The sequence below is a fragment of the Leptospira meyeri genome (genome assembly GCF_004368965.1).
In the GTDB taxonomy this organism is placed as follows: Bacteria; Spirochaetota; Leptospiria; order Leptospirales; family Leptospiraceae; genus Leptospira_A; species Leptospira_A meyeri.
Genome location: NZ_SORO01000001.1, coordinates 2,142,322 through 2,161,663 on the forward strand (window position 1 = coordinate 2,142,322; position 19,342 = coordinate 2,161,663).

Below are 19,342 nucleotides of genomic sequence, written 5' to 3' on the forward strand. Positions count from 1 at the left end.
TAAAAGCCGGTAACAAATTACCGGCAATGAAACAAATGAATCTCTAAATCAAACCCTTCTCTTTAAAATCTCGAATCACCACTTCTAAATCAGCTGGTGAATCCACTCCCAAGTTTGCTTTATCAGAAAGATAAACTCCAATTGTCGATCCATTCTGCAGAGCGCGAAGTTGTTCTAACGATTCAACCGTTTCCCAATCGGAAGCAGGTAAATGGTTGTACTTCATTAAAAATTCTCTTTCGTAAGCATAAATACCTAAATGCCTGTGGTATGTTGCTTCTCCTTTAAAGGAAGCGGGAATCGGAGAACGAGAAAAGTAATTGGCACGTGCGTTTCTGTCAAAGACCACCTTTACTTTGTTAGGGTCTTTTGGATCTTCAGAGGCGGTAAAGGGAACAGCGGCCGTAGTCATTTCCCAATTTCTATGTTTGGTTTTTAAAGCCAATACACCTTCAATGAGGTTTGGTTCCATTCCAGGTTCATCCCCTTGGATATTCACAATAATTCCGTAGTTGGGAAATTTTTCGGCAACTTCAATGATTCGATCCGTGCCGGTTGGATGGTCGGGACTTGTGAATACAGATTCACCACCAAAAGATATCACTGTATCATGAATTCTTCTGTCATCTGTGGCGACCACCAAACGGTGGATTGATTTAGAAAGGGAAGCGTGGTGGTAAGTCCACTGGATCATTGGTTTTGTGCCAATGAGGGCCAGTGGTTTTCCAGGGAATCTTGTGCTCGCGAACCTCGCAGGGATCACACCGAGGATTTGGTCGGACATAGTCCTAGTTTACCAAGAACTCGGTAAAGTAAACTTCTTTGATTTTTCCATTGGTCAAAATATGATTTAAGTGGGCTTTGATTTCCTCACGTAAATCCAATTGGTTAGTAATGGATTTTAAATCGTCTTTTGTTTTACGTGCAATGACAAGGTTAATGATGTTTTGCATTTGAGCCACACGTGCTGCTAGTTCCGCAGAAAGAGCAGGTTGTCCCGATTCAAACCCAAGAGACATCTTTAACTTAACAAAGTGTGATTCACCAACGTCAGAAGTATTCACTCTAAATTCTTCCTGAAATGTGTAAACTTCCAAAGGAGGGGGAGCTTTCACAAGAGAAATATTCTTTTGTTGTTTGAACACACTTGTTGCCGTTTTTTGCGCAACAAACATTGATATAACGGTTACAATGATAATCCCGAAAATGGCAGCAGCAATGTACAATAACCATTTTACAATGGGGGACATCCCTGTGGAGGCGGTACTACCTTCGGCTAACCCACCTTCTTCTTCATCTACTTCACGGTCACCCATGTTAAAATTCTCCTTCTACATTTGTTTCAGTGTTCGGTAAACGAGTGTCAGGGAGTCCGTATTTACTTTCCCCTGGTGCTCGTTTGGTAGACTTCTCGGTTAGGATGATGATATCCACTCTTCGGTTGAAAGCTTTAGCTTCCGGAGTACCTTCATTTTCCAATACAAGAGGTCTGTAGGATCCAAAACTTACTGCCTGGAACCAACTAGGTTCAATTTCTTCTGAATTGATCATAAAGACGGTAGCATTCACTGCCCTTGCTCCCGCCAAATCCCAGTTATTAATATATTCACGTTCTTCACGACCAGGACGGTTTACAGGATTGACAGCATCATCATCACTATGTCCTTCCACTCGGACAAATCGTTCGAGTCCTTTGATAAGGCCTGCTGCTTTTCGCAAAGTCTCTCGAATGGCAGGTGTAAGGATGGCAGATCCTGGATAAAAATAATCAGCACCCACAAGAGAAATCACAAGCCCTCTTTCGTTTTCCGAAATTCGAACTTTTCCTGCTTCTACTTCTGGTTTAAACACTTCTTGAGCATCTTTTTTTGATTTGGAAAGGTTACGTCCTACCACTTGGGAAGGAAGGGACTCAATTTGCATTCCCATCTCTTCCAAAGATCCTTTGGATAGTGTTTGTCCCCCAGTGAAAAATCCTGTAGTGGATTTGAACGCAGATAAAATGATCTGCATTTCCTTTGCATCTGTTTTCCCTGTTGTATACAAAAGGATAAAGAAACAAAGGAGAAGTGTCACCATGTCCCCGTAAGTCGCCATGAACTCGGGAACTTTCTGGATGCACTCAGGACATTTTTCTTTTTTAGACGCCATGATTTAAATATTAATCTCCGTCGTCTTTCAGTGCAGTTCGTTCTGCAGGAGTTAAGAAACTCGCCAATTTTTCTTTTACAATCCTTGGGTTGTCCCCAGATTGAATCGATAAAGTTCCTTCCACCATCACTTGTTTGATCACAAGTTCATCTTCAGATCGTCTGGTGAGTTTTCTCACAATCGGTGCAGCAAATAAGTTCTGTGCAAGTGATCCGTATAATGTCGTAATAAGGGCTGTCGCCATACCTTGTCCGATGGCACTCGCATCACCACCACCTAAGTTCTTTAACATCCCCACAAGACCCACAAGGGTCCCAAGCATTCCGAACCCTGGCGCAAAACCAGCGTAAGCATCCCACCAAGAACGTCCATAAGCATGTCTTGTGGCTGTGTTCCCAATTTCGGTTTCCATAATATTTCGAACCAGTTCAGGGTCAGTTCCATCCACTACGAGTTGGATTCCCTTCTTTAAAAATTCTTCTGGTAGTTCGTTGATATCATCTTCTAAGGCAAGTAAACCTTCACGACGAGCTTTTTCAGAAAAACTAACTAGTGTCGTGATGAGTCCAGGTAAATCTGAGGGAGGGTTTTGGAAGGCTTTTTTGGTAACAGCTCCCACTCCAATGGTAGATGTCCAAGGAAAGGAAATGATCGTGGCGGCAGCTGCCCCACCAAATGTAATCATCACCGAGGGAATGTCGATAAGGTCGGTGAGCGCAAGACCCCCCGAGACAACCCCTAGTAACATCAAGGCCGCACCTAGGGCCAAACCAATGACTGTAGCTATATCCATTTCTTATGTTTCCTCAGGCCTTCTTTCACTCACTCGAGGGAGATTATGGATTCTTGTTTGGTAAGCGATTACCTTTTCCACAACTTCCGCAACAGGCTCTTGTACAATGAATTTTTTCTCATTCACAAGAGTGATGATCGTATCCGGATTTGCTTCGATGGTCTCAATCAAATCTGCATTGAGAACAAATTCCGCACCTTTGAGTCGATGTAAAATGACCAAGAGATCCCCCTTCAGAGATTTCTATTTATGTCTATCGACTACCTTTCGAATTTCGCTTACGAATTTTTCTTCCGTAAATCGATTGATGGAATTTTGGAAATCCCCACGTTTGAAATGGATCTTTTCGGCCCTTTGGATGGCCTCGTTTAAGGATTTTACCGTCTGTTCTTTGAAAAATACCCCAGTTCTGTCTTCCTTGACTGACTCCAAAGCACCTCCCTTCCCGTAGGCAATGACGGGAGTGGCATAGGCCTGCGATTCGACAGGAGTGATCCCAAAGTCTTCCATCCCCGGAAAGATAAACCCACGAGCTTTTTTGTAAAGTTCGATCACTTCCGTTCGAGGGAGTCCCTTTTTCCAAAGGATATTTTTGGGAAGGTTTTTGACGAGTTTCCCCTCTTCTTGGCCCCCACCTACAAGGATCAGAGGTTTTCCATTTTCTCGGAAGGCTTCAATAGCAAGATCAATTTTTTTATAAGGAGCAAAGGCGGAAACCATCAGATAATAATCATCTTTGGAAACATCGTGAACTCGGAAGTCTTGGGGTAAACAGGGCGGATACACAATTTTATAATCACGACGGTAATACTTTTGGATACGCCTTCCCACAAAATGCGAGTTACATGTAAAATAATCCACGCGGTTGGAAGAAGCCGCATCCCAAGTACGAAGATAGTTGGCAATGGATTGTAAAAGAAAAAACTTAAATCCCTTTCTGCCGGGAAAATAATCATAATACATATCCCAAACATACCGCATAGGGCTATGGATATAACTTAAATGGAAGGTATCGGGATGAGGGATGACTCCTTTGGCCACACAGTGGGAAGAGCTAATCACCACATCATACCCTTTTAAATCCAATGATTCAATCGCAGTGGGGAAAACTGGTAAATAATAACGATAATACTTTTCTTTGAAAGGAAGATTGTTTGTAAAAGCTGTTGTGATCTTTCGATTTTCAATCCTTTCGTTTAGTTTCCCTTTGGAATAAAAAAGAGTAAATAAATCCGCTTCTGGAAATGCTTTTAATAAACTATCGAGTACGATTTCACCACCGCGCATACCGGTGAGCCAATCATGTATAATTGCAACTTTCATTATTCTTGTGGTCCAATCCTTCTTCCCGTAATTGGCGTTGTACGTCCGTAATACGATGCTGTGATTAAAAATGGAATCGGCATGGTGTTCTCTAAATTCCGTGAACTTTCCATATAACGTCTTCCTTCTTTTCCAATGGTTTCTGCGTCTTTCACAGTCGCAAGAAGTTCATCATACATTTCTGTACTCCCAATTAATTTGGGAATTGTTCCTTCTGTATGATTTAATTTATCGGAGATGGAACGAAAATCCAATGTGATTTGTCTGAGGTCTGTCCGATTTTCTTCCATCGTGGCGGAAGTGGCTTTGAAAAAATCATCAAAATAGCGAGCAGAAGGCAAATAGTCGGGTGATTTTTCTCCTTCACGGAACGTAGGTTTAAAAAATGGACGTTTCCCATCTGAACTACCAGGGTTGATATTAATGATCCTTCCTGAAAACAAAGTAATGGTTTGAAAATCCACTTCATAGTTATCCCAAAGGGTTAACGGGTCTTCTAAAGCAATGTGAAGTTCTATCGCATGATCTATGTTATGGTCGAGGAACCGACGATCGGGAACATCCATCAGTGGCCTAGAATCGATATGTGCAACATAACCTTTTTGGATTCCTAAAATTCGAACCTCGGTTCCTTCTTTGATTCCATCAATGCGAGAATAAAATAAAGATAACCGATAAGGGTATTTTTTTGCGGGTCGATCTGGCTCAATGACTGTAGTGAAAAAAGCAAAGACCAAAATAGAAAAAAAAACGATCCCAGTGAGGGATTCCTTTGATAACTTTTTTGATTTCACGGCAGACTTAAAATTCTTCCTTTCAAAGAAAGAGTTGGCAAGCAGATTTTAAATGACTGAATGGGAGAAGATGAAAGCAGTCACCATCCTCAAATACGACGAATCCGAACCTCAATTGGAACTCCGTGAAAAAGAAGTTCCCACACCGAAAGAGAACGAAGTCAGGATCAAAATCCACCTTTCGCCGATCAATCCTTCTGATCTGATGTTCATCCGTGGACTGTATGGATTCAAAAAAAAAGCACCAGTCTCTGCAGGATTTGAAGCCAGCGGAATTGTTGATGCTGTGGGAAGTGCCATCAAAACTTTAACAGTAGGAATGAACGTATCTTGCGTGGCACCGCAAAATGACGGATCTTGGGCCGAGTACATGATCACTACGGAAGACAACTGTTTGCCGTTAGTTGATGGAGTGAGCCTCGATGAAGGATCTAGCTTTTTTGTAAATCCAATGACTGCTTGGGCCATGGTTTCCAAATGTTCGAAAGAAGGTCATCCCGCCATGATCCAAACGGCTGCTGCCAGTGCTTTGGGTAAAATGGTAGTCCGACTTTGTAAAGAACGTGGAATCCCACTCATTAATATTGTGCGAAAAAAAGAACAAGAAGATAACCTTTTAGAAATTGGTGCAGAAAACATTCTAAACTCCACCTCTCCTAACTACCAAAAAGATTTATTCAAAATCTCAAAAAAACTAAATGCCACTTACGCCATCGATGCAGTGGCAGGGGAAACAGCACAGTCACTTGTGGAATGTATGCCTTATGGATCTAAGGTAGTTTGTTATGGAGCCTTATCCGAAAAACCATTTGCAGTGAATTCTGGGATCATACTTTTCCAAAACAAAAAGATCGAAGGGTTTTGGTTGTCTTCCTGGATTTATGAAATTGGTTTAGAAGAATTTCAGAAACAAGCCAAAGAAGCCCAAAAATTTTTAAAAACCGTTTTCCAAACTAAAATCAACAAACGCTTCAAGTTTGAAGAATATAAAGAAGGTTTGGAATTTTACAAACAACATATGACCGAAGGGAAGGTAGTATTTGGTCCGTAGATATTTATTTTTATCTTTAGTTCTTTTTTCATTCACTTTTGTCTATTGTCTAAGTGATACAAAAAAGAACTTAGAAAGCTTAAAGGCATGTCAGTTTGATTTGGTGGATGTTCGTGTTGACCTCAAACCAAATCCTAGTTTTCCATTAATTCCTTTGGTGGATTTGTATCCGCAAATTTCTGTAGTCAATCCTAACAACACCAAAGTTTCTATCTACCAATTTGATTTGGAAATTGAACTTGTGACTCCGAAAGGAAAAGAATACATTGGAAAACTCCAAAATGAAACATCACTCGAAGTAGAACCAAACTCTGAAGCCTTGGTTGTTTTGAAACTTGTCCCCGAACAAAAAGGCTCCATTCTTCCAAAACTTCTTTCATTAGCAAAACAACTGTCAGATGCAGCAAGGCGCGGGGAAGATGCAGAGTTTGAAATTTATGGAACCGTACAAGTAGATAGTGCTTTTGGGAAACTTCCTATTCCCGTGAGAGAAGTTTCTCGGATCAAACTTAAAAAATGAAATTTTTCGACCTTGGGATTTTTGCCCTTCTATTTAGCATTGGAACCAACTTTCAATGCATTCAAAATCGAGATGATTTGTTTTATTCCCCACAAGAAGGAAACCAAAAGATTTTTGAATCCTATGCTTTAAAAAATTCATCCTGCGGGGCAAACAAACTTCCTGGTGCATTGGTGCTTGGCAGAGTTAAAATTGACGAATTAAAACTTTGTTTTAAGGCAATCGAACTGACAGACTGTAACACATGGAATACGGAAGGTTATCTTCCTGACTCCTGCAAAGCAATTAGTACGAGTTTTCGATAGTTATGTGGCGGTATTTATTTGATTTATCAACTGCGGAAGTTTTTTTATTCGCATCACTAGCGTTAGCTGGCATTTTCTTACTTGTATTCGGAAAACTGAGAAAAAAAGAAACTTCCACAAGTTCAAAAACAAAACAAAACAATGGCTTGGAGGATCCTTCCAGCCAAACTTCAAACAAATCAAAAAAAGATTCCAAACAATCCAAAGATACCAATTTAAAAGTGATGGAAGTTTTCGATTACAATGGAACAAAAATCCTCCACCAAGATGGTGCATATACAGTAAATGACCAAGGTGTAGTTACCAATTATATGAATTGGAATCTCCTACCTACTAAATACCAAAAAATGGTAAAGGAACTAGATAATCGTTCCCTCGGAGAAAAAGGAGAGGACTATTTTCTAGAAATGATCAATGGGTTCTATTATGTTTCTCTGCCGGGTGGAAAGAAAAAAAAATACGATTCCATCCAAAGTATCCCGGCAGATATAAGAAAACGATTAGGGGTATAACAACTATACTTTAAATAGACAATACTTCTGCTTTATTTTTGATCTTAGAAGATTGTTTCGATTCTTTTAATAGTTGTTTTGTTGCTTTTTGTTCGCGATCACGGATGATACCCTCATCCAAAACTTTTTTTGGTGGTTTTTTTAAATCCCAAACAACTCCAAACCAACTGAGTATTTTTAAAATATAATAAGAGACATCCACTTCATACCAGTAGAAACCTTGGTTTACCGATGAACAGTAATAGTGGTGGTTGTTATGCCAACCTTCTCCCATCGTGATAAGAGCTAACCAAAAATTATTTTTACTAGTGTCGCGTGAGTCATACCGCACCGAACCATACACATGGGAAAGAGAATTGATCGTCCAAGTAGCATGGCCTAAAAAGAAAGTAGAAACTGCATATCCATAAACGAGCCAAGCCCATCCACCCACTAAATAGAGTAAGACGGCATAAGACAATGGCGCTATCCAATGGTGACGATCTATAAAACGTAACTCAGGATATTTATAAAAATCAGGAATGAGTTTGGCTTCATAATCGTTGTAATCGTTCCGCAAAAACCAAAACATGTGCGAATACCAAAATCCCTTTCGGCTGGGAGAATGGATGTCTTTTTCCGTATCCGAATACTTATGGTGGTTTCTATGGTGAGCCGCCCACCAGAGGGGACCTTTTTGCATGGACATAGCCCCAATCCAAGCCAAAACAAATTGAAACACTCGGGATGTTTTAAAGGAAGCATGAGAAAAATAACGATGGTAAGCGGCAGTGATTCCAAACATTCGAAGGAAATAGGATCCAAGGGCAACCCCCACCAGAGACCAAGAAAAGGGAACAGTGAAAACGGTAAGAACCGTAGCCTGGACCAAAAAGAACAAAATTAGAAAAAGCAAAGGAGCCTGTTCTTTGACAACTGGCTCAACGGTAGACGAAGAATTCATGCAAATAAACCTATACCTATTGGAGTCTCCTAATGGCGTTTGGTTGCAAAAAAATTCATTCTACTTGATTCCCGATTTGCCTGTAGCACCCTGTCCATATACCCATGTCATCGAAAATCGTTGTCCAAAAATACGGTGGAACCTCCGTTGGTGACACCACTAAAATCCAAAATGTGGCCAAACGTATCAAACGTTACCACGATGAAGGCCAAAAAGTTGCCGTTGTAGTTTCTGCAATGGGACATACTACCGACGAACTTGTCGACCTTGCTGACCAAATTTCTAAAAATCCTCCCAAACGAGAAATGGATATGTTGCTCTCGACAGGTGAACAAGTCTCGATTGCTCTTCTTGCCATTGCTCTGAATGAAATCGGAGTACCAGCACAATCTTTTACTGGCTCTCAATTAAAAATCCTAACCGATGGAAACTTCTCCAATGGAAAGATCGAAATGATCGATCGTTCTCGAATTGATGAGGCATTTAACAAAGGAAAGGTGGTAATTGTTGCTGGTTTCCAAGGAATCGATAAAGACGAAAACATTGTTACCCTTGGCCGCGGGGGAAGTGATACTTCTGCTGTTGCTCTTGCTGCTGCCCTTGGAGCCGATGAATGTGAAATTTATACAGACGTTGATGGTGTTTACACTGCTGACCCAAGAAAAATTCCAACAGCAAAGATGCACAAACAAATCACTTATGAAGAAATGTTAGAACTCGCAAGCCTTGGGGCTGGAGTCCTTCATTCTCGAAGTGTTGAATTAGGTATGAACTATAACGTGGTCATCCACGTACGATCCAGTTTCCACGACAAACCGGGAACTTTAGTGATGAGTGAGGACAAAATTATGGAAAAAATGAAAGTGAGTGGAGTCACTGCAAAAGGTGACCAAGCTCGAGTTACCATTGCCGATGTAAAAGACAAACCAGGAATTGCTGCAGAGTTATTCACTCAATTAGCAAACAAAGATGTGATTGTGGATGTGATTGTTCAATCATCTCCAAGAGACGGAATCAATACCATTTCCTTCACCATTGCCAAAAAAGACATTTCCGCCGCAAAACCAATCATTGATGCCTATGCGAAAGACCATGGAAATGGTAAAGCTGAGATTGATGAAAACATATCTATTGTTTCCGCTGTTGGTGTAGGCATGAAATCCCATGTAGGGGTGGCAGCTAAGATGTTCCAATCACTTGCTGAAAAAAACATCAATATTGAAATGATCTCCACATCGGAGATTAAAATTTCCTGCGTCATCAAACAAAACCAAGCGGAAGATGCAGTAAAGGCTTTACATACCACGTTCATCGGGTAAATTTACGACCGTATGCAAAAAAGACTTCGAATGCCTCGACTTTTGATTTTATTTTTTGCATCGGTTTTCGTTTTTAGCCTCTTTTTTGCTCCGATCATCAGTTTAAGTTCTTACGAATCTTTAAATTCCGTTCTAGTCATCGTTGGACCCAAATCTATTTCTAGTTTGGATTATGAGGAAGGTGTAGAACGTTACAAAAACTTATCTCGTTTTTTTCCCAATTATCGCAAAAAAGGATCTCTCCATTCCCAAGTAGTCGATTTTCTAATCGATCGAGCTGTGGTGGACAATGCAGCAGATGAAGAATCCATCCAAGTAAATGAAAAACGAATCGAAGCGGAAATCCAAAAAAGGATGGAAGCACAAGGAATTAGCGACCTCGAACAATTCAAAAAGTCCGTCCAAACTCAGTTTAATTTACCTTATGATGTTTGGTTGGAAGATCTACCATACCAAATTAAAAAAGGCCAACTTCTACAAATTAAAGTAAGCCCTCCCTTACCTTCTGAACAAGAAGTACAATCATGGTATAACAAGAATAAGGCGAAAGTAGGATCTGAGTTTAAATTTAGGGAAATTGTTTTTTCACCGTCAAATTCATCCATTGATGAAGAAACAAGAGTGTTTAACGAACTCACTGAAATTCGAAACAAATCTTTAAAAGATCCTTCTTTCTTTAAACTTGTTGCTTCAGGTCCAAGAAATGAATCTCGGTATCGTTTGAACGGAGGACTCGTCAACTGGGTTCCAACCTTTGAACTTTACAAATCTCAACCCACTACAGCTTCTGTATTGACTCAAGTAGGCGGAGCTGGAAAAATTTCTGAAGTGTTTCGAGATGATCGCAAACGTTATTGTTTAGTTTTCATTGAAGGAATGCGACCCACTCCTTTAGATGCTGTTAGAAAAGGAATCCAAGGTTTTTTATTTCGAGAGAAAGAACAAACTTCTTTTGAAGAATGGGTTTCCAACACACGAAAAAATTCATCTATCTCCATCTTTGATCCTATTTATATGAAAGAATATAACATTAGCAATCCGGAAGAAAAATACAATATAGACTAATGATGAACCGTAAGGACTATAATCCAAGTTTTGCGGTTGTCTATTTGGATAACCAATCCATTCAATTTCTAAATCAAAATTTTAAACCAGAGTTGTTAGAAGAATTTGTACATCGCCTTTCTAAAATATTTCCCAAAATTCAAATTCATATCAATACAAACAATTTACTTTCTGAAAAAATAAATTCGACTACGGTAAAAAACCAATTTATAGTCCACGAAGATGTTTCCAAAGAGTATGAATTTCTCCTTAAATTAGGCAAACTTTTACCAGAATCAAAGTATAAAGACCCAGATTGGGATGAAGTTTGTTTTCTGTATTTTACTGGGATCTCTCCACTTTTAGATTCCAGACTAACAGAGACAGCATGGGATCGACATCGGAACTTTTTTAGCCAGTATTCTTATTCAGAAAACTTACCACCTGGACTTACACCCACGATCATCACTCGTGAATTTTTAACTTCTTTACCCGATACTTTGGCAACCGATATACATTCGTATTTCCTGAAAAATATTAACCAATATGATGTGGATATTTTTTACAAAGCACCTGATCTTCGCCAACTTCGTTTGGACTTTCGACTCTCCTCTTTTCGTTCCTTAACTCTCATCCAAGGACTATTGCCTTTGGGAGAAGATTTAACTTATGAAAATCTTCTTTCCAAATTAAAAGAAAATCCACAACTGTTTCGTAGTGCCCCTTCTTATTTAGAATGGGAAATTTATAAAGGTTGTGAGCTTAAGTGTACATTTTGTCCGCGCGAGTTCTCCGATTTAACAAATGATGGAAGTTTTGTTTCTTTGACGGAAGTAAAATCAACCATTTCCAAACTCAATGAAGAACTGACTTCACCCATCACCATTAGTCTTACAGGAAATGGGGAACCTCTCCTCCACCCCGATTTTAAAAACGTTGTTTTAGAAATTTTAAAATTAGAAACGCTTTCCGAACTGATCATCGAAACAGCTCTCTACAAAAACACAGAATCGTTGTTGTCCCTGATAGAAAGTTTAAATCCATCGGAAAAAGAGAAAATTTGTGTCATCGTAAATGTAACGACGTTAAAACCAGATGTTTACAAATCTTTATACGGAAAATCTGAACTGGAAAATGTCCTCGTCACAATCGATAAACTCTCGTTAATACTTTCAAACAAATCATTGCACGTTCAGATGATCAAAATGAAGGAAGTGGAAGAAGAGATTGATCCTTATTTTACTTTTTTTGAAAAAAAAGGAATTAATATCATCTTACAAAAATACAATACTTTTGCGAATAAACTCCCTGAACGTCGAGTGAGTGACCTCACACCGATTCACAGAGATTTTTGTTGGCATTTGGTTCGTGATTTGTCCGTTTTTGTTGATGGTTCTGTTTCCATTTGCAAACAAAACCAAACAGAAATCATAGGAAATTTATATAAAGAATCTCTCGGTGCTATTTGGCAAAAAGGATTAGATTTTTTTAAAAATAGCTTTCTTGGTGAGCACGATAAAATTCCTGCGCCTTGTTTGAATTGTGATGAGTGGTATACTTTCAACGCGTGATTGTTTTGCCTTCATTCAGGCAAGACTAGGCTCCACCAGATTTCCTAAAAAAATTTTAAAGTCCATTCCGGAAGATACAAACACATCTGTTCTTGATCATATCCACAATCGCCTTACCACTATCTTTCCTAGAGAACAGATTGTTTTTTTAGTTCCTGAAGGAGACAGAGAACTAATTGAATTTTTGCAAAACAAAAACTACCAATATTTTGTTGGATCGGAATCTGACGTTCGAGATAGATTTCGAAAGGCTTGCCATCATTTCAAAGCGAAACATATTTTTCGCCTAACGGGAGATAATCCATTTATTGATTTAGAATCCATCCGATATTTGTATGAAGCAATCACTTATATTTCGGATCCATATTATAGTTTATCTATGGTTGGATTGCCTTTGGGAATGGGGGTAGAATGTTTTTCAGCAGATTCTCTTTTGTTTGATGTAGAAGGTCCATTACCCGAACGACATACAGAACATGTCTCTCTTCATATCAAAGAACATCCAGAAATCCATAAACAATTCCGATTGTCGGCGCCACATCTCAATCATTTCACTGATTTAAATCCAAGTACCCTTCGAATCACAGTCGATGAATCCAAAGATTACGAACTCGTTTGTTTGTTGTGGGAAAAATTAGGAACCAAAGATCCATTGTTTGGGGCCAAAGAAGTGATTCAGTTGGCAAAAGACCAACCAGAATTTTTTTTAGTCAATGCCTCTGTGGAACAAGTGACCTTTCCCTTACCTAAAGCAGATCGAAAATCCAAACCGGTACGCATTGTCTATGGCGAACCTTCCCTCTTTGGAAGTGGACACTATGAACGATGCAAATCTTTGTCTCTATTTTTGGAGATGAATGGATTTGATATATTACTATCTGACAAACCAGACCTCCAATCCAAAGATTTACCGCAGGTTCTAGATATTAGAGAAAATGAATTTCCCTTAAATAATTTGTTTTATATCGATAATCTCCACCATTTACCAAACAAATCCAATTCTAGTTTTTTTCTACCAAATCCAGTGTCACCTCTTACACCAGGAGATCCTGTTTCGTATTTTAGTTCTCCACTTTCTGAATTGGATTGGAACCAAATAACCATTCCTGGACAAGTTCTTGTATATGCTGGTAGTTTAGGAAAAGAAGAATCAGAATTAATCGATCGTTATCTATTGCAATTTCTGAATTCCAATGTTTCTACTAAAAAAACTAACATAAGTTCATTGGTTCGAATTGGAGGAACCCCGCCAATAGAAAAAATAGTCCAGTACATCCCTCGAGTTTCTTATATTGAATTTTTAAAGCAAATTCAAATTTCTGACGTTATTCTTACATACTTTGGCCAAACGATGATGGAATCTCTATCCAATGGTAAAAAAGTTTGTTTGTTTGGAATCACAGCTATACACGAATCTTTGGGTAAATTTGCCGAAAAAGAATTAGGAATTTCCTATTTAGGATCTTTATCTGAATTAGAGGGAAACAATCAATTTCCAGATGTTTTTCCTAATATAAAAATAAAATTAGTTCGCGATGCTCACTTAAAAATTTTGAAATGGTTAGAATCAATTTATGAAAGCTAAAATACAAATTTTATTCTTCGCTTTTTTACTTTTACTCTTCACAAATCCTATATTGACTCAAACAGAAGATAAAGAAACCATCGAAATCAATGCAAAGATTGAATTGGAAAAAGTCAGTCGCAATATCATCAATGCACTTCGTTATGGAAAATTTCTTTTAGCTGACACAGAATGGAAAAAAATCCAATCAGAAGTTTATAAATCCTATTCTGAATATGACTATTTAAACGGAAGTTTATTGTATTCTAGAATGGAATGGCAAGAAGCAAAAGAAAGTTTAAACAAAGCTCTCAAAAAAGAACCAAACCATGAAGCTGCAAGTTTTTTACTCGGTATGATTTATGCCCAGGAAGATAGTTGGTCCGAAGCAAAAGATACTTGGATGGAAACCAATCAAATTTCCCCATACAACCCTTTTTATCATTATAACTTAGGTCTTGCTTACTATATACTAAAAGATTACAACAATGCCATTGTATCTTTGAACAAATCTTTAGAATACAAAGCAAACTACAATGAAGCAAAACTCATTTTGGCAAAAACTTATTTAGAACTAAATGAAACGGAAAAAGCCAAAGTTGAACTCGCCACCATTTTGGAACAAGATCCAAGACACATCCAAGCATCCCATTTAATGGGCCGCGTAGTATATTTAACCGAAAAAGATCCAAAAAAATCTCTCACCTATTTAAAAAACCAAAGAGTCCTCGGATGGCGAGAAAAAAAAATATATGCACGATGTTACTTTGAAATTCGTAAGTGGAGAGATGCAGAAAATCTACTTCGTCCAATCGCCTATTCACCGTTTGCTGACGAATATGACCAAAGTTTTTATTTAAACTTACTTTTAAATTTAGGTTATGATGAAAGAGCCAACGACTTCTTTCATTTCATCCAAAAACAATCTCAAAACGAATCAAAAATTGCGGAAGCGTATAGAATGTTACTCTCTTCCCGAGAGGGAAAAGATTTACTCTATCACTATTTCAAACTTCGTTATTAATTTGTTTCTAAGAATTAGAATCTGAAACTTAAAGAGTAAATTCTAATTTTTAAGATACTGAGTTCAAAAATTACGAAACGACGATATCCGTTTTGGCTTGGGTGTATTTCCATTCCACAGCCACACGAATTAGTTTTTCGTTCTCAGTGATGCTGAGTTTGGATTTAATACGGGAACGCAAAGTTTCAATGGTGGAAGGAGCAAGACCCATATTGGCAGCAATTTCTTTGACCGGCATCCCTTCCCCAATCATGAGAAACACTTCCAATTCACGATTAGACAATCTGTCGATGGGATCTTTTTCGTCTTTTTGGGAAGCTCTGTATAAATGTCCGAGCAGTCGAGTTGCCTGGGACGAACTAACAAAATAATCTCCCTTAAGCACAGTGTGGATGGCTTCTACAATTTGTGTGGTTGTATCTTCTTTAAAAACATAACCCATCGCACCCAATTTAAAAGCACGATCCACAAAGGTATCGTCCGTCAACATACTGATGATGATGACGGCAATATTTGGAAAAGTTGTTCTAAGACGTTTGAGTAACTGCAAACCATTTTGGTTTTGTTTGAGTTGGATATCGATTAACACCAAACTTGGTTGCAGTTTTTCTATATCATTAAATGATTTTTCAATGTTATCCGCACTCCCGATGCACTCTAAATCTTCCGATTTAGCAATTAGGTTTTGTAGTGCATCTACTACAAGAGGGTGGTCATCAACGATATAGACTTGTTTCTTCATATTTTCCGGCTCTAAGATTCTTTTAAAGCTGTGATCATCTCTTGTGTTGCTTTTTTACCATCGCCAAACAACATCAAACAGTTGTCAGCAATGAAGAGTGGGTTGGGCACTCCTGCAAATCCTGGACTAAGGGATCGTTTGATCACAACAACTGTCTTAGCATTTCCAACATCCAAAATAGGCATACCAGCAATTGGTGACTTTGGATCTGTTTTTGCAAGAGGGTTTGTTACGTCATTCGCCCCATTGACTATCACAACATCAACATTTTCGAAAGTACTATTGATCTCGTCCATCTCTTTCAATCGATCATAAGGAATATCTGCTTCTGCAAGTAAAACGTTCATGTGACCAGGCATACGACCTGCCACTGGATGGATTGCAAATGTAACATCAATACCACGTGCGGTTAAAAGTTGGTATAAGTCACGTACTGTGTGTTGTGCTTGCGCTACAGCCATACCATAACCAGGGACAATCACTACACTTCGTGCGACATCTAACAACATTGCCACTTCTTCAGCACTTGTCGATTTGACTTTACCAGAGTAAAAATCGCCATCATCTTTCATTTCTGTAGCGACAGCCCCGAATCCTCCGAAGAGTACATTCGTCAAACTACGATTCATCGCTTTACACATGATTTGTGTTAGAATAATTCCAGAGGCACCTACAAGGGAACCCGAAATAATAAGAACATTATTATTAAGAACAAATCCTGTTGCAGATGCGGCAATCCCTGAATAAGAGTTAAGAAGAGAGATCACGACTGGCATGTCGGCTCCACCAATTGGAATCACAAGGAAGATACCAAGAAGTAAACTCACACCACTGAGAATCCAATAAATGGATTCATCGGTTGGAACCAAACATCCATAAACACCAAGTCCAACAGCAGTAAGACCAACTAAGATTTTAACAAGTTGGTCGCCAGGATAACGAACCGCTTTTTCTGTAATAAAACCTTGTAACTTACCGAAGGCGATAAAACTTCCAGAGAAGGTAATCCCACCAACAATGGCAGAGAATACAATGGAAACAATCTCTTGGTAGTTGACTGCAAATGCATATTTGGGAATGGAAAGTTGTAAGGCAGCACCAGCTACAAAAACAGATGCAATCCCACCAAATCCGTTGAGGACGGCCACAAGTTGTGGCATAGCAGTCATTTGGATTTTGATGGCCAAAATGATTCCGATGAGTGATCCGATCAGAACCCCAACAAGAATCCAATCATACGTTAAGATGGCTTGGTCAAAGAGAGTGGCAACAACTGCAATGAGCATACCCAAAGCACCGAGTAAATTTCCTCTGGTTGCTGTTTTAGGATGAGCCAACTGTTTGATTCCAACAATAAAAAGGATGGAAGCAACAAGGTAAGAAAGATTAAGAATACTGACTAGTTCCATTATTTAGGTGCGTCCTTCTTCTTAAACATTCCGAGCATTCTATGAGTTACTAGAAACCCACCCACTACGTTGATCGTAGCAAAAATAACAGAGAGGAGTCCCAAAATTTTGGTGATATTGCTCTCTTGGATCCCGGCAGCATAAAGCGCACCAATCAAGGTAATGCCGGAAATGGCGTTGGAACCCGACATAAGAGGGGTGTGGAGGATGGGAGGGATTTTTGTGATGATTTCAAATCCCACGAAGATCGCTAGGACGAAAATCGTGACGGCTGTAACAAATATTTCCATAAACTAGTAGTAGTTATGGAAAAAATGGCCATTTTGGAAACAAAATTTTCAGGAATTTTACCCAAACTGGGGCCTGATCCTAGCTTTCAAACCTGATTTCCAGGGAAATGATTGCGATTCTTAAATCGAAAGTAGAATCAAAACCGCAGGATCAGCTGTTGCAAAGCTAAGATTTCCACTCCCCACAGATGCAAAAAAGGATATTTTCCGAATACAATCGTTTTGAATCTTAAAGTTAGGTTGGAACTTATGTAAAAGATTTCAAAAAAAGAATATAACACCCGAGAAATAAAACCAAACAAATATTATACGAAATATATCACATTTAGTTTATCAAAAAATTGAAGTTAGATTGTCCAGTTGAAGGACATTTAAACACAATTTTCTCTCTTATAACATTAATTTGACGAATTTTTCATCAATCTGTAGGGACTTCGCTAAGATACAAAATCATTCAAGAACAAGAAACACCATTCGTATTTTTATAATTCGATTGTAGGGAGGAAAAATAACTAAGGATTTCCCTAAAATAAATTGACTTGTTCTCCCAAATAGTCGACTCTTGCCGAGCAACTCTGGGGATTACCCTTTTATTGGAGAATTTTTTTGCTAAAAATGAAAGACTTATCAAATTTCCGATCGGATATTAAACTTATCATTGTTAGTTTTATCTGCTTCACTTTTGTCTCTTGTGAACCAAATAACTCAGACAATACGGCCGTAGCCAGTGCACTTGCACTCGTTACTAATAACAGTTCTTCTTCTAGTAGTTCAGCAACATCTTCCTGTGCAACCACGGGGACTTGTAAAATATTCATCTCAAATCCAACTGCTCCTATGAATGCAGGTATTTCTGGCTTTGATAATCACTGTAACAATTCGGCAAATAAACCATCAGGTAGTCATACCTACAAAGCATTGATTTCAGATGGAGTAAAAAGAAGGGCCTGTTCTACAGCAAATTGCTCAGGTGGAACGTCTGAAAACATTGATTGGGTTCTCAAACCGAACCAACAATACAAACGAAAAGATGGAACCACAATCATCGCAACTACAAATGCCAATGGTATTTTTGTTTCTTCACTGACCAATGTAATTGATCCAGATATGTTTGATGGAGCTAGTGATCATGTTTTCACGGGTGTAAATGCAGACTGGACTCCTGGTGATGATTGTTCTGATTGGACAGGAATTGGAAATGCGATGACAGGAGCATATCTTTATGCTGATTTCCGAACTTTTGCAGAAAATTCAAGAAATTGTAATACTATGGTTGGAAATGTCTATAAAGGGAAAGCAATCTGTGTGGAACAATAAAAATCAGATAAAATAGTTTTTTAGTAAATGATAAACATAAACTATTCTATCAGACTAATGAATGCAATTGCCAAGAACACTAATCTTGGCAGAACCACTTTGGGTATTACCCAAAGTATGGAGTACTAGTTTGAAATATTTTAGAAATTTCTCAAATTCCTTACTAAATGTTACATGAATCCTAATTACCCTAGAGTGTTTGACACTCATGTCTTGTGAGGCAAAAAACTCAGACAATACGATAACAACCAGTGCACTTGCTCTTGTTACAAATAACAACTCTAACTCTAATTCCACAGTGACCTACACAAGCAGTGTATTTTGTAAAATCTTTGTTACCAACAGTATCATTCCCTACAACGCAGGTATTACTGGTTTTGCTTCACATTGTACAAGTGCGTCGTACAAAGCTATGGCTTCCGATGGTACCACGAGAAGAGCATGTTCAACTGCGAATTGTTCCAGTGGTACCTCAGAACAGATCAATTGGGTTTTAAAAACGAATACGATTGAACAAAATCAACTTTATGGAAGTTACACAGTGGTCACTGGACTTAGTACAGACTGGACGAGTGGGCATGCCTTTACAGATTGGTCTGGAACTGGGAATGGTTGGTATGGCGACTATTCAGAGTTAAATTCTAGTTTTTGTAGATAGTTGGGCCAATGC

The 19,342-nt window shown here is 38.7% G+C and carries 22 protein-coding genes; 11 read left to right on the forward strand and 11 right to left on the reverse strand.

The window, feature by feature from the left end; all coding sequences use genetic code 11:
• Nucleotides 1-43: 43 nt before the first annotated feature.
• The 7 genes from kdsB to CLV96_RS10020 are packed head-to-tail and all read right to left on the reverse strand — an operon-like array spanning nucleotide 44 to nucleotide 5,061.
• Nucleotides 44-784: a 3-deoxy-manno-octulosonate cytidylyltransferase gene (gene kdsB, locus CLV96_RS09990; RefSeq protein WP_004786441.1), complete on the reverse strand. Its 741-nt coding sequence runs from the start codon at nucleotides 782-784 to the stop codon at nucleotides 44-46.
• A gap of 4 nt (nucleotides 785-788) precedes the next feature.
• The gene (locus tag CLV96_RS09995) at nucleotides 789-1,316 is read right to left on the reverse strand and encodes a flagellar basal body-associated FliL family protein (RefSeq protein ID WP_004786009.1); all 528 of its coding nucleotides are present in this window, start codon (nucleotides 1,314-1,316) and stop codon (nucleotides 789-791) included.
• A 1-nt stretch (nucleotide 1,317) separates the two neighbouring features.
• Nucleotides 1,318-2,151: a flagellar motor protein MotB gene (gene motB / locus CLV96_RS10000; RefSeq protein ID WP_040917235.1), complete on the reverse strand. Its 834-nt coding sequence runs from the start codon at nucleotides 2,149-2,151 to the stop codon at nucleotides 1,318-1,320.
• 10 nt (nucleotides 2,152-2,161) lie between these two features.
• Nucleotides 2,162-2,944 (reverse strand): motility protein A, encoded by a 783-nt coding sequence (locus tag CLV96_RS10005; protein WP_004784282.1) that lies wholly within the window; start codon nucleotides 2,942-2,944, stop codon nucleotides 2,162-2,164.
• 3 nt (nucleotides 2,945-2,947) lie between these two features.
• On the reverse strand, nucleotides 2,948-3,166 hold the full coding sequence (locus CLV96_RS10010; protein WP_004787348.1) for a flagellar FlbD family protein: 219 nt from the start codon (nucleotides 3,164-3,166) through the stop codon (nucleotides 2,948-2,950).
• A gap of 21 nt (nucleotides 3,167-3,187) precedes the next feature.
• On the reverse strand, nucleotides 3,188-4,267 hold the full coding sequence (locus CLV96_RS10015; RefSeq protein ID WP_020776274.1) for a glycosyltransferase: 1,080 nt from the start codon (nucleotides 4,265-4,267) through the stop codon (nucleotides 3,188-3,190).
• Entirely contained in the window at nucleotides 4,267-5,061 is a 795-nt protein-coding gene (locus CLV96_RS10020) for an MlaD family protein (protein ID WP_004785301.1), read from the reverse strand. The genes CLV96_RS10015 and CLV96_RS10020 overlap by 1 nt, the downstream gene beginning before the upstream one ends.
• Nucleotides 5,062-5,131: 70 nt before the next feature.
• Here CLV96_RS10020 and CLV96_RS10025 point away from each other — a divergent pair, with 70 nt between their 5' ends.
• The 4 genes from CLV96_RS10025 to CLV96_RS10040 are packed head-to-tail and all read left to right on the forward strand — an operon-like array spanning nucleotide 5,132 to nucleotide 7,449.
• On the forward strand, nucleotides 5,132-6,112 hold the full coding sequence (locus CLV96_RS10025) for a zinc-binding dehydrogenase (protein ID WP_243836452.1): 981 nt from the start codon (nucleotides 5,132-5,134) through the stop codon (nucleotides 6,110-6,112).
• A complete protein-coding gene (locus CLV96_RS10030; RefSeq protein WP_004784728.1) occupies nucleotides 6,102-6,632 on the forward strand; it encodes a hypothetical protein in 531 nt (176 codons plus the stop codon). The genes CLV96_RS10025 and CLV96_RS10030 overlap by 11 nt, the downstream gene beginning before the upstream one ends.
• On the forward strand, nucleotides 6,629-6,937 hold the full coding sequence (locus CLV96_RS10035) for an LIC13255 family lipoprotein (protein WP_004785692.1): 309 nt from the start codon (nucleotides 6,629-6,631) through the stop codon (nucleotides 6,935-6,937). The genes CLV96_RS10030 and CLV96_RS10035 overlap by 4 nt, the downstream gene beginning before the upstream one ends.
• A 2-nt stretch (nucleotides 6,938-6,939) precedes the next feature.
• Entirely contained in the window at nucleotides 6,940-7,449 is a 510-nt protein-coding gene (locus tag CLV96_RS10040; protein ID WP_004784840.1) for a hypothetical protein, read from the forward strand.
• 10 nt (nucleotides 7,450-7,459) lie between these two features.
• Here CLV96_RS10040 and CLV96_RS10045 read toward each other — a convergent pair whose 3' ends face one another.
• Nucleotides 7,460-8,392, reverse strand: a complete 933-nt coding sequence (locus CLV96_RS10045) for an acyl-CoA desaturase (protein WP_004787269.1) — start codon at nucleotides 8,390-8,392, stop codon at nucleotides 7,460-7,462.
• 104 nt (nucleotides 8,393-8,496) lie between these two features.
• On the opposite strand from CLV96_RS10045, the gene CLV96_RS10050 reads away from it, so the two are divergent.
• From CLV96_RS10050 to CLV96_RS10070, 5 genes are read left to right on the forward strand one after another with little or no spacing between them, the layout of a single operon-like run.
• Complete coding sequence (locus tag CLV96_RS10050; protein ID WP_004786328.1) at nucleotides 8,497-9,711, forward strand: aspartate kinase; 1,215 nt, start codon at nucleotides 8,497-8,499, stop codon at nucleotides 9,709-9,711.
• A gap of 12 nt (nucleotides 9,712-9,723) precedes the next feature.
• Entirely contained in the window at nucleotides 9,724-10,776 is a 1,053-nt protein-coding gene (locus tag CLV96_RS10055) for a putative peptidyl-prolyl cis-trans isomerase (RefSeq protein WP_004786385.1), read from the forward strand.
• Entirely contained in the window at nucleotides 10,776-12,326 is a 1,551-nt protein-coding gene (locus CLV96_RS10060; protein ID WP_040917234.1) for a spiro-SPASM protein, read from the forward strand. Before CLV96_RS10055 ends, CLV96_RS10060 begins: the two co-directional genes overlap by 1 nt.
• Nucleotides 12,301-13,911 (forward strand): cytidylyltransferase domain-containing protein, encoded by a 1,611-nt coding sequence (locus CLV96_RS10065; protein ID WP_004784604.1) that lies wholly within the window; start codon nucleotides 12,301-12,303, stop codon nucleotides 13,909-13,911. Before CLV96_RS10060 ends, CLV96_RS10065 begins: the two co-directional genes overlap by 26 nt.
• Entirely contained in the window at nucleotides 13,901-14,914 is a 1,014-nt protein-coding gene (locus CLV96_RS10070; RefSeq protein ID WP_004787538.1) for a tetratricopeptide repeat protein, read from the forward strand. Before CLV96_RS10065 ends, CLV96_RS10070 begins: the two co-directional genes overlap by 11 nt.
• A 70-nt stretch (nucleotides 14,915-14,984) precedes the next feature.
• On the opposite strand, the gene CLV96_RS10075 is transcribed toward CLV96_RS10070, so the two are convergent.
• Genes CLV96_RS10075 through CLV96_RS10085 form a run of 3 tightly spaced genes read right to left on the reverse strand, consistent with a single transcriptional unit; the run spans nucleotide 14,985 to nucleotide 17,355 of the window.
• Nucleotides 14,985-15,656, reverse strand: a complete 672-nt coding sequence (locus tag CLV96_RS10075) for a response regulator transcription factor (protein WP_002977218.1) — start codon at nucleotides 15,654-15,656, stop codon at nucleotides 14,985-14,987.
• A gap of 11 nt (nucleotides 15,657-15,667) precedes the next feature.
• Entirely contained in the window at nucleotides 15,668-17,065 is a 1,398-nt protein-coding gene (locus CLV96_RS10080) for an NAD(P)(+) transhydrogenase (Re/Si-specific) subunit beta (protein ID WP_004786029.1), read from the reverse strand.
• On the reverse strand, nucleotides 17,065-17,355 hold the full coding sequence (locus CLV96_RS10085) for an NAD(P) transhydrogenase subunit alpha part 2 (protein ID WP_035983036.1): 291 nt from the start codon (nucleotides 17,353-17,355) through the stop codon (nucleotides 17,065-17,067). The genes CLV96_RS10080 and CLV96_RS10085 overlap by 1 nt, the downstream gene beginning before the upstream one ends.
• 615 nt (nucleotides 17,356-17,970) lie before the next feature.
• Here CLV96_RS10085 and CLV96_RS10090 point away from each other — a divergent pair.
• Together CLV96_RS10090 and CLV96_RS10095 are read left to right on the forward strand one after the other, a co-directional pair.
• Nucleotides 17,971-18,672 carry a DUF1554 domain-containing protein gene (locus CLV96_RS10090; protein ID WP_081581546.1) on the forward strand — a complete coding sequence of 234 codons (702 nt, stop codon included), beginning with the start codon at nucleotides 17,971-17,973 and terminating at the stop codon, nucleotides 18,670-18,672.
• A 208-nt stretch (nucleotides 18,673-18,880) separates the two neighbouring features.
• Nucleotides 18,881-19,330 (forward strand): DUF1554 domain-containing protein, encoded by a 450-nt coding sequence (locus CLV96_RS10095; RefSeq protein WP_004786076.1) that lies wholly within the window; start codon nucleotides 18,881-18,883, stop codon nucleotides 19,328-19,330.
• The last annotated feature ends 12 nt before the right edge of the window (nucleotides 19,331-19,342 follow it).